Annotated in this window: 12 protein-coding genes; 7 read left to right on the top strand and 5 right to left on the bottom strand. The window is 69.7% G+C overall.

Translation table 11 applies throughout. The features are described from left to right. The first annotated feature begins 493 nt into the window (after positions 1–493). Together QF035_RS55205 and QF035_RS55200 are read left to right on the top strand one after the other, a co-directional pair. Positions 494–844 (top strand): hypothetical protein, encoded by a 351-nt coding sequence (locus QF035_RS55205; RefSeq protein ID WP_307532240.1) that lies wholly within the window; start codon positions 494–496, stop codon positions 842–844. A 77-nt stretch (positions 845–921) separates the two neighbouring features. Continuing rightward, positions 922–1,542 carry a restriction endonuclease gene (locus tag QF035_RS55200; protein WP_307532239.1) on the top strand — a complete coding sequence of 207 codons (621 nt, stop codon included), beginning with the start codon at positions 922–924 and terminating at the stop codon, positions 1,540–1,542. A 239-nt stretch (positions 1,543–1,781) separates the two neighbouring features. On the opposite strand, the gene QF035_RS55195 is transcribed toward QF035_RS55200, so the two are convergent. The 3 genes from QF035_RS55195 to QF035_RS55185 form a co-directional block, all read right to left on the bottom strand. Beyond that, the gene (locus QF035_RS55195; RefSeq protein ID WP_307532352.1) at positions 1,782–3,236 is read right to left on the bottom strand and encodes a hypothetical protein; all 1,455 of its coding nucleotides are present in this window, start codon (positions 3,234–3,236) and stop codon (positions 1,782–1,784) included. Beyond that, positions 3,236–4,690 carry a hypothetical protein gene (locus QF035_RS55190; RefSeq protein ID WP_307532237.1) on the bottom strand — a complete coding sequence of 485 codons (1,455 nt, stop codon included), beginning with the start codon at positions 4,688–4,690 and terminating at the stop codon, positions 3,236–3,238. Before QF035_RS55190 ends, QF035_RS55195 begins: the two co-directional genes overlap by 1 nt. Before the next feature lie 807 nt (positions 4,691–5,497). Further along, the gene (locus QF035_RS55185; protein WP_307532234.1) at positions 5,498–6,055 is read right to left on the bottom strand and encodes a hypothetical protein; all 558 of its coding nucleotides are present in this window, start codon (positions 6,053–6,055) and stop codon (positions 5,498–5,500) included. Between the two features lie 133 nt (positions 6,056–6,188). Here QF035_RS55185 and QF035_RS55180 point away from each other — a divergent pair, with 133 nt between their 5' ends. Then, positions 6,189–7,130 (top strand): IS5 family transposase, encoded by a 942-nt coding sequence (locus tag QF035_RS55180; protein WP_307530648.1) that lies wholly within the window; start codon positions 6,189–6,191, stop codon positions 7,128–7,130. On the opposite strand, the gene QF035_RS55175 is transcribed toward QF035_RS55180, so the two are convergent. Together QF035_RS55175 and QF035_RS55170 are read right to left on the bottom strand one after the other, a co-directional pair. Continuing rightward, on the bottom strand, positions 7,102–7,572 hold the full coding sequence (locus QF035_RS55175; RefSeq protein ID WP_307530650.1) for a hypothetical protein: 471 nt from the start codon (positions 7,570–7,572) through the stop codon (positions 7,102–7,104). The two genes, QF035_RS55180 and QF035_RS55175, sit on opposite strands and share 29 nt — an antisense overlap. 92 nt (positions 7,573–7,664) lie before the next feature. After that, positions 7,665–8,129 carry a hypothetical protein gene (locus QF035_RS55170; RefSeq protein WP_307532231.1) on the bottom strand — a complete coding sequence of 155 codons (465 nt, stop codon included), beginning with the start codon at positions 8,127–8,129 and terminating at the stop codon, positions 7,665–7,667. A gap of 1,031 nt (positions 8,130–9,160) precedes the next feature. Between QF035_RS55170 and QF035_RS55165 the strand changes: the two genes are divergently transcribed. From QF035_RS55165 to QF035_RS55150, 4 genes are all read left to right on the top strand, one after another. Next, entirely contained in the window at positions 9,161–10,240 is a 1,080-nt protein-coding gene (locus QF035_RS55165; protein WP_307532229.1) for a hypothetical protein, read from the top strand. Positions 10,241–10,875: 635 nt separating this feature from the next. Beyond that, positions 10,876–11,808, top strand: coding sequence for a conjugal transfer protein (locus QF035_RS55160; RefSeq protein WP_307532227.1), 933 nt, complete (start codon positions 10,876–10,878; stop codon positions 11,806–11,808). Further along, positions 11,805–12,146 (top strand): hypothetical protein, encoded by a 342-nt coding sequence (locus QF035_RS55155; protein ID WP_307532224.1) that lies wholly within the window; start codon positions 11,805–11,807, stop codon positions 12,144–12,146. Before QF035_RS55160 ends, QF035_RS55155 begins: the two co-directional genes overlap by 4 nt. Then, positions 12,143–12,557: hypothetical protein (locus QF035_RS55150; protein ID WP_307532222.1), on the top strand; the 415-nt coding region annotated here is incomplete at its 3' end. The genes QF035_RS55155 and QF035_RS55150, both read left to right, overlap by 4 nt.

Below are 12,557 nucleotides of genomic sequence, written 5' to 3'. Positions count from 1 at the left end.
GGTGCGTGGAGAGCAGCCCGAACAATCCCTTGGCCTTGAACGACAACTGCGCGTCGCGGAACAGACCGTTGGCGACCTGAGTGAACCGGTCACCGGCCATCGAGCCGCGGCGGACCCGTGCACCGGTCATCGCGCGTCCGTGCGCGCGCTGTGCACGCGGCAACCGGGGCAGCCCACGCCGCTCGCGGAAACGAGACGGGGGATGCCGACAGTTGAGAGGACGCGCGTCGGATCCATACAGGCAGCTCACCCACCGACCCCGACCAGGGCTGCGTCCACAACCCCCGACCACCGATCACGATCCGGCAACATGCGCGCTGGACTGCCGAGGTCCGGGGGGGTGGTCGGGGCGTGGAGCAGCGCCCCGCAAGGGCTCTGGCCTGTCCTGTTCCGGTATGGCGTGATCACGTGGAGTGGTGCTTCCCTGACCGAGTGTCAGTGGGGGCTGTGAGGATGAGCAGTTGCGCGGGGACACCACGACGAGGGGGGCAACGTGCCTTGGGTCAATAAGTACGAGCGCTCTGACGGGACACCGGTCCGCGGGTACTTCCGCTGGGCTCCGGGAGCGCGCCGGGACGTGGCGATATTAGCCGTGGTCGCACTGGCGGCCATCGGGATGAGTAACGGCACGGGCGGCACGGGCGGCACGGGCGGCACGGGCGGCACGGGCGGCACGGGCGGCACGGGCGGCACGGGCGGCACGGGCGGTGGCAACGGCAGGCGTCCTCAGCCTGTTACGACGGTGCAGTATCCGATCAAGTTCGAGAACAGCACGACGAAGGTGAAGCGGCCGCAGCCCACGGTGTCGTACCCGATTCCGTGGGCCTCTCGTGGTGCCCGGTGACGCGTCGGCGGCCGCCGGTGAGGCGGCGGAGGCGGCGCAGGGGCAGGCGTCAGGGGCAGGCGGACGAGCAGCTGTTGATGGTTCTGGGGGCGGGGGTCATCGTCATCGGGTTGTTCGTGACGGTGGTCAACTGGCTGCTGGCTCACTGGTGGGTGCTCATCGCTGTGGTGGTGCTCGCGGCTCTGGCGTGTGTCGGGTGGGTGTATCAGCGTCAGCAGCGGGCGCGGTGGGCGCAGGTGCAGGCGCGTGGTCTGCGCTACGCGCTGCCGCAGCTGGATGCCCTGCATCACCGGGAGTTCGAGCAGGCGGTGCGGGAGCTGATGCGCCGGGACGGCTGCCGGGACGCGGTGCAGGTCGGCGGGGGCGGTGATCTGGGCGCTGACGTGAAAGCGACGGACCCGTTCGGGCGGCGCTGGGTGATCCAGTGCAAGCACCGCCGCGGCGGGGACCGTGGCTCGGCTGTGGGAACTCCGGACCTGCAGGTGCTCAACGGGACGGCCCGCCCGGTTCACCGCGCGGATGTGGTGGTCCTGGTGACGAACGGGCGGGTCACGAAGCCCGGCCAGGACTTCGCGAAGACGCAGCGGCTGCACCTGGTCGACCGGCGCCTTCTCGGTACGTGGGCGGCGGGTTCGCGGCCGCTGTGGGAGCTGCTGCGGGCGGTGCCTGCGCCGCGTCGGCCCCCGGCTCTGTCCTGACGGAGCGTTTGGTGCAGTTGCCTTGCAGTGCATGGCGGTTCTTCGCGGCCGGTGCCCTGAGGCAGGAGGCGTCTGCGACACCGCGGCCGGCGTCCACCTGCTCTCCCGCACCGTTCCGAAGTGATGATCCCTCTCGCGATGATCGACCTCATGGCCCGCCGCCTCACCGGCCAAGCCACCCTGAACCGGCGCGGAACCCGACCCGGGACCGGACACACATCACCGGACCAAACGCTCAGTTACACGGGACGGGTGAGCGAGGGCAGCAGACCGTCGCCGGGCCACAGATCCTGCTCGGCCACCAGGCAGGTGAGGAACGTGCCGACCTCGGCCAGGACCGCGGCACGCTCCGCCGGCCCGTAGGCGATAAACTCGCCGGCCACGGCGTCGAAGGCACGCACCTGGCTGTACGGCCCGGTGCAGATCAGCGCGCGTGCGATCTCGGGGAGGCCGAGGCTGAGAGCGTCGCACTCCCCCGCCCGGACGAGCTGCACGAGGTCGGTGGTGACCGTCTCCCAGTCGCCGACCTGCGGCCAGTCGGCGCCGCCGCCCAGTTCGTGGGTGAGGGTGGCCAGCGGGATGATCTCGCCCGGCTCGCGTCCCTGGGTGAGGCGGTCGTGGATCCGGGCGCCGTCGGGCTGGCGGACCCTGGGGTGGAGCAGGGAGGCCGCGGCCACGAGGGTGGTGTTGATCTCCTGGGTGCCGGGGCTGGGGTAGTACGGCTCGTGCGCAAAAAGCAGGTAGACGTCCGTGGTGCGGGCATCGTCGTCGGACTGGGCCTGGGCCATGGGGCGGTATCCCTTCAGCGGTGCAGTGCCCGGCTCGCGTCGGCGTGTTGGCGGCGTCGCCGGTTCGAAGCCGGGCGGGTACGGGCCCAACGGGCCTTCCTGGCCACTGGGCTGGTTCTCCGTGCCGGAGCGGGACTCGGTGCGGGTGCGCTCCAGGATCTGGGTGACCTGGCCGGCGAGCTGGACCATCAGCCGCTCACGGCCGATCAGTTGAGCCGAGGCCGAGCGGGTGTCCTGGCTCTGGAGCAGGCCCGCGGCATCCCACAGCAGGTTCTGGCCTATCTCGGCGGAGCGGCGTAGTTCGTAGCGGTCGCTGCCGGCGGCGGCCCGGACGCGACAGGTGTGCAGGACCGCGAGGCGCTGCAGGTACCGGCAGGCAGCATCTCCTTCCACGCTGCGGACGTGTTCGCTGGCCCGCTCGTCGAACCGGCCGGGCAGATGCTCGGCGAGCAACGGGGCCAGCAGGGCCAGCGGCCAGGCGATGCCGGCGGGCACGCCGGCCCCGACCGCGTGCAGGGCGGCGACGCAGCCGATGACAGCGAGCACGGCCGCGGCGCAGCGCAGCGAGCCGGGCACCGAGGCCGCCAGGCCGATACGCCGGGCAGGGCGCCGGGTGAGCCAGTACACCGCCAGGCGGTCCGTACACGTCGCGTCGGGCGGCAGGACACCGACGCGGTGAGGCAGTTCGGGCGTACCGCCGTCAGCGGGCACCGTCCAGGCCAGCCACCCCCACCCGGTGCGCTCATACACCAGCACGAGTTCGCACTCGGCCGAGCACGCGGGGCCACGGGCATGGCCGGCCCGCAGGGCACGGGAGGACTCCTTGTCCCACCGCTTCGGATCGCAGGCGAAGGGACGCAGAGGCTGCTGGGGTGCCGTCCGGGGTGGTGTGTGGAGCGGGTCCATCACGAAGTGCTCCCTTCCAGAAGGTCGGTTATGGCGGCCAGGGCGGAGGTGCAGGTCGCGCAGCGGCCGTCGCCGTCGGGGTGAGCGCGGCGGGGCGTCGGCCCCGGGCAGGTGCGGCACAGCGGCCAGTCCAGGCAGGCCGGACAGAGGTCCTCACCCAGGGCGGTGCCGGGCCTGCCGCAGCCGGCGCATTCGACGAGCGCCCGGTAGGTCAGGGCCGCGCTCACCGTGCGGGCTGCGGAAGCCGTCGCCGAGGACGACTCGGTTATCTCCGGGGCGAAGGGCTCGTCGTCCGGCGAAGGCGCCCGGTGATCTGCCACCGTCGCGGGCGGCGGGTAGGCCTGGGCCGTCCGTAGGCGGGCGGCGATGATCGCGCCTGCCGTCGTACGCACCGGGTGCGGCAGGGGCCGGCCGGTGATGACGTGGCGCAGCTGCGCGGGGCTCCAGCCGGACTCCATCATCACCGTCACGACGCGGCCCTGATCGGTCAGCACCTTCCCGGTCAGCAGCAGTTCAGGACGGCCCGCCCCGATCTCCAGCAGCAGCCGGATACCCGGATGCATCTCATCCGCCGGGGGCGCGTCCGTCTGGTCCCTCCGGCCCCTCCGGGCGGGTGTCCGCGCGGCTTCGCCGCGGGCGCACGGAGGGACGGATCTGGTGTTCTGCTTGTTGGTCTTCTTAACGATGGTGTTCTTTGTGGGGCGGTCAGCCAACGTAGGGTTATCCAGTCCTGGATTTCCCGACTCTGGCCCGGACCTGGCGTTTTGCAGGCTGGGCAGGTCGGTGATGAAATACATGGCCGAGCCGAGGGTGCCGTCCGGGTTCCGGTCGCGGTCCCGCCGCAGGAAGCCGTGCCGCTCAAGGTCCTTCAGCCCGGTCGTCACCGCGTCGACGCCTTCGCGGCCGCGGCGGGCCAGGTCCGCGACCGTCATGTACCAGCCTTCGCGGTGGGTACTGATCAGTCCGAACAACCCCTTCGCCCTGAAGGACATGCGGCTGTCACGGAACAGGCTGTTGGCGATCTGAGTGAACCGGTCGCCGGCCATCACGCCTCGGCGGATCCCCATGCCGTAGTCGCCACGGCCTTCCATGCGCTCCGTCGGCGCGGGGAGCGCCGTGGCGGCGTCCGCCATCAAGGCGTCGACGAACGTGGGGTGATCGGTGATGGAGTAGACGATCTCGCCGAGGGTGCCGGTCGTGCGGCGCAGGCGTTCGCGGATCAGATAGCCGTGGGTCTCGAGTTCCTGCAGCCCGGTGCGCACCGCGTCCCGTCCGTCCGGCCCGGAGCGGACGAGCCCGGCGATCGTCACCTGCCAGCCGTCCTGGTGCGTGCTGATGAATCCGAAGAGTCCTTTCGCCTTGTAGGTGAGGCGGCTGTCACGGAACAGGCCGTTGGCGATCTGCGTGAACCGGTCGCCGGCCATCAGGCCGCGGCGGACCCGTGCTCCGGTCATCGCGCGTCCGTGCGTGCGCTGTGCGCGCGGCAGCCCACACCGTTCGCGGAAGCGAGACGGGGGGTGCCGACGGTTGAGGGGACGCGCGTGGGATCCATGGAGGCAGCTCACCCGCCGACGCCGACCAGGGCTGCGTCCACACCCCCCGACCATCGATCACGATCCGGCAACACGCGCACTGGACTGCCATGGTCGGGGGCGTGGTCGGGCCGACCATGCGCCGGGCAGTTGCTTCGCGGACGGCGCGGGGCTCGGGACGGCACTCGGCGTCGTCTTCGTTGTTCTGTCCGGCGTACGTCATCTCGAAGACGTACGCCCGGCGCCCCGAGTTGCACGGACTGACGGCAGCGGGCCGCTGCGAGGCAGCGTCGGCGTACGTTCTCAAGCCCGCGCACCACCGGAACGTCGCCTGATGAGGCGATACGGATTGGGTGCCTGTGTCTGATGCCGACCTGACAAGTTTGCCGGAGGCTTGCCAAGAGCTCCGCCGACGGGCTGTACGAAACGCTGGCGAAGTCCCGGGCAGCGTCGTCACGACCACGCTGGAACCAGTTCCAGGGATAACCGCCATTCCGGCCTCTCTGGCCGTTCCCTGAAGCGTCATCAGGACAGCAACGCGAACGGTGCCGCCAGTAGACGTATCGGCCTCCAGCCTCGTGAACAGGGTTTACGAGTGTCCCGTCTCTCGCGACGTTCTCGCTGTCTCACGTGACCTTGTTGGATTCGCGACTGGTCTCAGATGATGTTGTCTGAGAAGGGCAGGGAGAGGGCCTTCCCCTGGTGGTGGCTGACCCCATAGGGAATCAGTCATACGGTGGCCATTTTGGGATAGTGCCGGATGAGCTCCTCGGACCGCAGCTCTTTGTGGTCCCGATCGATCGCCAGGGCCAACCGGCCGCGACTGGCATGGAGGGAGAAGTCCGGGCCGGCGTCGCGATAGGCGGCATAGGAGGCGATGAACTCCTCCCTCGTCCCGATGACGATGTCGGCCAGGTATGCCTTGCTTCCTTCCACCGACAGGGGGTCGGCGCCTAGTAGCTGGGCGACCCTCGTGTGGTCCACCTTGTCGTAGAGCGGGGCGAAGAAGTTGAAGTACTCCTCAGCACGCTGGGCGTCAGGCGTGATCACGTGCACACCGCCATGTCGGCGGAACTCGTGCGAGGAGTCTCGTGAGTCGAGCGCGTACAGATAGCTCACCAGGAACACCGTGGCCAGCTTGTCGCGGCCGCTCAGTTGCCGCACCAGCCAGTTCTTGCCGTCGCACAAAGCCAGCGCGGCGGCGACGACCGCGTCTTGAGGCGGCTGGGGGCTGATCAACAGAGCGGCGAGCGCGAACGCCTTCAGTCGCAAGTCCTCAGACGCCATCCGCTTATCGATCACGGGGCTGGGCTGGTCGAACAGGGCTCCTGATCGGGTGATCGCGTGAGGGTCAGCGCATGACAGCAGGGCCTCTTGGTAGTTCGGGGGTGCGATCCCAACCGAGTACCAGGAGGCCCTGTTGCCGCAGTCTTTCGCGTCCGCCTGCGTGGAGTCCAACTCGCTGCCACCGTCGTGTGACTGTCTCGCGCACAGGTTCGGCAACGCGGCGGACGGGCCGGACCGCACCCCGAGTTATGGCTCCGACATGACGGAGGAGGAGTGGCGGGTGGTGCGGCCGTTGCTTCCGGTTCCGGCCTGGCTGGAGGGGCGGGGCGGGCGGCCGGAGGGCTATTGCCACCGCGTGATGCTTGACGCGGTGCGCTATGTCGTGGACAACGGCGTGAAGTGGGCCAACTTGCCCGCGGACTTCCCGCCGTATCGGCGCGTGCATGCCTTCGCCCGCCGTTGGCAGGTCACGGGTCTGCTCGCTGAACTCCACGACCGGCTGCGCGACCGCGTCCGGGAGAAGGAAGGCCGCTTGCCGGACCCGACGGCCGCGATCGTGGACTCCCAGTCGGTGCGGGCGGCGGTGAACATCCCGCGCTCGACCTCCGGTTGGGACGGCGGCAAGAAGGTGGGCGGCCGCAAACGGCACCTGGTGGTGGACTGCCTCGGCCTGGTCCTGGCCGTCACGGTGAGTGCGGCAAGCGTCCAGGATCGCGACGCTGCCGTCCCGCTGCTTCAGCGGCTGCGGCGGCAGTACTTCTCCATCCGACTGGTGTGGGCGGACGGCGGCTATGCCGGCCGGCTCGTCGACTGGGCCCGTGAGACGGCCCGGCTCACCCTTCAGATCGTCAAACGCACCGATGACACAGCGGGGTTCGTGGTGCTGCCGCGCAGGTGGGTGGTGGAAAGGACGCTCAGCTGGCTGATGCGCTCGCGTCGCCTGGTGCGCGACTACGAGACGCTGCCGGCCATGCACGAAGCCATGGTGCTGTGGTCGATGACCATGCTCATGAGCGGTCGCCTGGCCGGACGCCGCCCGGCCGGTTTCAGACGGCCGGCACCGCGAGAGCGGTGAACACTCCCGGCCGCACCTGCAAGGCCCACCCTCGCTCCACCAGGCGTTTCGCCTTCGATCGCAGTCCCTCGACCTTCGCCGGGACGGCCTCCAGGCCCAGCGCGACGGCCAGTTGCTGGCAGCGCACGCCCTCCCGGCCCGCTTCAGACTCCAGCACCGACAAGATCCGCTGGTAGTCCGGCGCAAGGGCTGTCGCCGCCATGCCCGTCTCCCGCCGGGGTACCGTCGAACCAGCCACCACGCTTCCAGTCGGTACCGTGACCGCCGAAGGCGACCCGGCCAGTACCTCAGTCACCGTCACCCGGGCATCCACCAGCCGCTGAAGATCGCGTTCCGCCTCACCGAGCGCGGCCTGCACCCGCTCGGCCTCCTCTCGCAGCCGCGCGATCTCCTCCCGGACCCTCTTCTCCCTGGCCTCCAACAGACCCAGCACCGACGCCACCAGCGACCTCCACGAGCCAGACGAGCGGACGAACCACGCCCATCTCTCCCGCGACGAAAGGGAGTTCATGCCCATCCACCCGAACTAAACGATCACGTTCGGAAAGCGGATGGCGTCTCAGCGAAATCCCCTGGCTTGAGCGCTTGGGCGTGTTCAGAGAAGCGGACCGAGGTGAGCCGCGCCGGGCCGAGCGCCACCTTGCGCGCTCCGATCAGCGTGCGCAATAGGTCGAGTGGGATTGGCTTGCGCACGTCCAAGAGCGTGGTCACGGCGACCATGATGTGCTCCCACTCGCGCACCACGGTGGATATCTCGGGAGCGATCGGGATGTTGTGCCACGAGTGCATGACGGCACCCTCGTGTCGAACGGCGACCGAAATCCGGTCCCCATCGATCATGGCGGCCAAGGCCGGCACCGGTGGGACTGACTGCGAAGGGAAGTCTCTCGCAAACCCCAGGGAGACGAACGGATCCAGCGTGGCGATCCGCCATTCTTTCCCGTCGACCTGGCGCAGCAGGGCGTACTCGTACGACGGATTGACCAGGAAGATTGGCACGTCACCCGGGGGCAGGAGCATGCAGCCCGCCCGCCACGAGAGAGAGGCCCGACTCCCGGACACGCTGAGTGGTTGGTCCAGCCACGCTGGCGGTCGGCAACGGGGGTGGTGCAACGACGCGGTGGCGAACCCGTCCTCGGCGGCCTGCACCTCCAGCGCGGATGTCCTCCACCGTCCAAGTCGCGCACCACAGCTTTGGCAGTCGATCGGCCATAGGTTGGCCTTGAGGTCGGAGATGAGGTCTGGGCCCAGCTTGGACAGCGTCGTCGGATCGGTCTGCAACCTGGAAACTGCCATCGCCTCGCCCTGTCCTGTGTTATGACGTCGTCGGCTCGGAGCACACGCTGGTGGTGCTGCTTCGCAGCCCACGCCTACCAGTTCCTCGTGAGGGTCACAGTCCGAATCGCGGCTGTCGCCCACAATCGCTGATGCAGCGTGCCACGGGGTGTCCGGGAGCGGTCCCGCAATGGACTCGCACGACAGCCCAGTCCAGGCGAGGACCCGTAGATCGTAAACGGCTTCACCGGGCGCGAAAGCATCTGCGAGACGCCCCACTGCCCGGCGTGATCAGCGCCGCTGGCTCACCGACAACACAAAGTGAGACAACCCGGCGGAAACGCAGCTGAGAGACAACGTCACCTGAGAATCCGACGTGGTTCCGTCTCAACCGATCCTGCATCTTCCCATCTCACAGCCTTGACCACCGGCAAGATCGAATGGGACGGGACAACGAGGCTGCTGCCACCAGGGCCGCGCGGCGCGACGCCGTACCCCGAATCCGGGCCGTCAGCAGACGAGCGACGGACCGCCACTAGGCACAGCACCGGCGCGGCTGCCCTCCCCCGGGGCCCGGCATGGTCCTGAGCCCGTACCTACCAGCGGCCGTACGCACGGGGATCCGGCGGATCAGCCCTCCTCCCCGGGATACGCTCGCGCCCTTGCCTGATCAACTTCCTGTTCCGAGCTTTCTGTTCCGACCTTCTTCCGGGGGAATCATGGGAATGTCCGTATGCCGGTCCGTGTCGCGGAGAGTGGCGAGTGCAGCCCTCGGGTTCGTGCTGCTCGGCGGAGGGGCCGGGGCCTGTGGGACGGGTGCCGGGAGTGGTTCCGGCGGGTCCGCGCAGGCGGCGGCGCCGGTCCTGACGCCCGCCGAGGCCGTGGCGAAGGCCGCGGAGGACTCCGCCGACATCACGTCCCTCCGTTACCGGATCACCGGATCCGTGCCGGACCGGGGCCGGTTGACCGCCGACGCGGCCATGAGCACGGCGCCGCTGGCCATGAACATGGAACTGACCACGGCGGGCCAGCGCGCGAAAGGCCCGCTGAACATCCGGTTCGCCGGTAAAGCGCTGTACGTCGGCGGCAGCGCGCTCGAGACCCAGACGTTGGGGAGGTTGGCGAAGCTGGACACCGAGAAGCTCAACGGCAGGAGCTGGCTCCGGATCAAGCCGGCGGGCTGGGGGCTCCTCTCCGTGGACAACCAGTCCTACGGCCTGCTGCCCCGTCAGGTCGAGGGCAGCCCGATCGTCCAGTCCACGCTGCTGACCGGCTCCAAGAACGCGAAGAAGCTCGGGGCCGAGACGATCGACGGCGCCCGCACCACGCACTACCGGGGAACGGTCACCTTCGACGGATTGGAGGCCGCCCAGCAGGCTGCCACCGACAAGGCGAGCCGGAAGCGCCAGACCAACAGCCTCGACCAGTTCATAGCGCTGGGGCTCGACAAGAACCTCACCATGGATCTGTGGATCGACAACGACGGACGCACCAGGCAGTTCCGCATGCGGGGCGCTACCTACAAGACGCCCGTCAACGCCGACGGAGAGCCGCTCAAGCCGGTCGTCGGCGATCCCATCGACATGACCGTCACCTTCCTCCGGATCAACGAGCCGGTCACCGTCACCACCCCGCCCGCCGCAGACACCGCCCGACCTGGGCACCCTGCTGGACACGCAGACCAGCTGAACTTGCCCCACCTTCCAAGCAAGGGTCCGATGCCAACCCGACCAGTTCGCTGGAAGCTGCCGAGAGCACCGTCGGCGGTTGTACTGAGAGCCGGCCAAGCCTCGGGCATCGCCGTCACGACCGCACTGAACCCGTTCCAGGCATAGCCGTCATTCCGGTCTCTCGCGGTTCTCTGAAGCGTTCCCGGGACGGCAGTGCGAACGGTGCCGTCCGCCGAGAAATTGCCCACTGGTGCTTTGACCAGGGCTTCCGAAACCAGACACAGGCACTCAGCCCTCCGTGGCGGCGGCCCGGTCACTCGCCACACCGCGCGGCCGGTCTTGCACGGCGGTCTGGTCCCCGCTGCGCAATCGGTGCGCACTGCCGACTGCGCAGCCGTGCACGGGGTGCTGCGCACCGGGCCGCGCGTCGTGCGCAATCGGCTTGCGCGGGTGACTGCGCAGCCGCGCGGGGCACCCTCGGTTTCCGGCTGCGCAGCCGCAGTTCTGGTTGCGCAGTTGCCTGGTTCGGGAGGCGAGGTGCTGCTCGCCGACAGGTATTCCTGCGCGTGCGCACCGCTGTGCCGGCCGCCCCGATCACCGTGGGGTCCGCGTTTCGAAGCGGACTCCGCGTGGTGCGAAATGTCGTGGTCGGGTCTGTGGTCGGGCCGACCACAGACCCGACCACGGCCTTTGTGTCCCCTTCGTGACCGTGGTCGGGCCTTCGTGGTCGGTGGTCGGGTCGGGGGTGGCCGGTTGTCTCGGGTCAGAAGCAACAACCCGCTCTGACCTGGGAGTTCGAAATGCCTCGTGCCACGCAGTCACGGAAGGAGCAGACTGCTCCTGCGACGGCCGCGGACGCCCGGCTGCAGCAGATGCGGCGCCGGGTCCACCTGGGCCGCCTGGGCGTGTGGGCCGCGGTGGCGGCCGGTCCCATCGCGCTGGCCGTCGCCGTCGCCACCCCGGCGACCGTGGTCCGTGCCGCCCCCGCGACGAAGCCGGCCACCGTGAAGACGGCCGTGTCGGCCAACCCGTCCGGGTACGCCACGGTGTTCCTCAGCGCGTGGCTGCGCAGCCGCGCAGGCGCCGAGAGCACTGCGCAGGCCCGGCTTGCGCAGTCGATGGCCCCGGACGTTGATCTTCCCGGGACGGCGGATGCGCAGCCCGAGCCGGAGTCGGTCGTGGCGGTGCGCAGCGCACAGCAGACCGGCACGGCGTGGTCGGTGACGCTGGCTGCGCAATACACCGACGGACGGCTGCGCTACTACGCCGTGCCCGTGACAGCCGACGCGAGCGGCGCCACGTTCGCCGTGACCGGCCCCCCGGGCGTGGTGGCCGGACCGGCCCGCGCCGAGGTGCCGACGTCACCGTACGGCGTGAGCGTCCCGACCGACAGCGATCTATCGGCCACGGCCGGGGAGTTCCTCGCCGCATACCTGACCGGGGCCGGCGAAGTCGACCGCTACCTCTCCCCCGGGGTCCAGCTGTCGCCGGTCTCCCCCGCCCCCTACGAGACGCTCACCCTCCAGCAGGTCCTCGCCGTCGAAGAGGCCGCGGTCGCCGAGTCCGTCCCGGCGGACGGGACCCGAGTGCGGGTGATGACCCAGGTAGAAGCCCGCGACCGTGCCGGGTGGTGGCCGCTGGCGTACGAACTGACCCTCACAGCCCGCTCGGGACGCTGGGAAATCACCGCACTCCAGACCGGCACCACCGCCCAGGCGGGAGGTACCCGGTGAACACCGTGAACAGCCTGGTGCTCGCCGGGGAGCTGGACGAACTCGGCGACAGCTGGATCGACATGTTCATGGGCTGGGCGACCAAGGGCCTGCAGGCCGGACTGCTCGTCCTCGTCGTCGTAATCATGATCCAAAAGTTCTCCCTGAAGGCCGGGATCGGCTCACTGATCCTCATGGTGATCGCGCTCGGCCTGTACAACTCCCGCAACCAGCTGGCCAGCATGTTCGAGGACGAGGTCAACAACCCGGCCAAGAGCGCGCCCGCCGTCCCCGGCATCCTCCAGGGTGAGCCAGCGGCCGGCCGTGAACACCCCGCAGATGCCGGAGGCCGGCTGTGAGCGCCGCCGCACCCGTACGGACGGGCCGCTTCTACACCGCCGCCCGCCGCCACCCCTGGGTGCTGGGCAAAGTCGCCGACTGGCGCATCCCCCTCGGCCCGTACACCCCCGCACAGATACTCCTCGCCATCACCGGCGGCTTCCTTCTCGTCAAGACCATCAGCTGGTGGTCGTGGACGGGACCGGTCCCCATCACCGCCTGGCTGCTGGCCATCTGGGCCGTGCGCCGCCCGAAGATCCGCGGCCGCTCCCCGATGCAGGCGGCCCTGGGCTGGATCCTGCTCTGCCGGCAACCCCGCGGAGGCCGGATCGGCCACCGCGCAGCCCGCGACCGTGCGCCCCACCCGCTGACCGGCAGCTTCACCATCGAGGACACGCCCCGACCACGCCGGTGGCCCCGGCCCCGCGGGC

Origin of the sequence: Streptomyces umbrinus (assembly GCF_030817415.1) — a bacterium.
In the GTDB taxonomy this organism is placed as follows: Bacteria; Actinomycetota; Actinomycetes; order Streptomycetales; family Streptomycetaceae; genus Streptomyces; species Streptomyces umbrinus_A.
The sequence above is the reverse complement of the archived record's forward strand: the minus strand, read 5'-3'. Positions and strand labels throughout refer to the sequence as shown.

Coding starts and splice junctions, on each gene's coding strand:
- QF035_RS55185 (WP_307532234.1), bottom strand. CDS start 6,055: ATGGCGTCTGAGGACTTGCGACTGAAGGCGTTCGCGCTCGCCGCTCTG.
- QF035_RS55200 (WP_307532239.1), top strand. CDS start 922: ATGGTTCTGGGGGCGGGGGTCATCGTCATCGGGTTGTTCGTGACGGTG.
- QF035_RS55190 (WP_307532237.1), bottom strand. CDS start 4,690: ATGACCGGAGCACGGGTCCGCCGCGGCCTGATGGCCGGCGACCGGTTC.
- QF035_RS55160 (WP_307532227.1), top strand. CDS start 10,876: ATGCCTCGTGCCACGCAGTCACGGAAGGAGCAGACTGCTCCTGCGACG.
- QF035_RS55195 (WP_307532352.1), bottom strand. CDS start 3,236: ATGGACCCGCTCCACACACCACCCCGGACGGCACCCCAGCAGCCTCTG.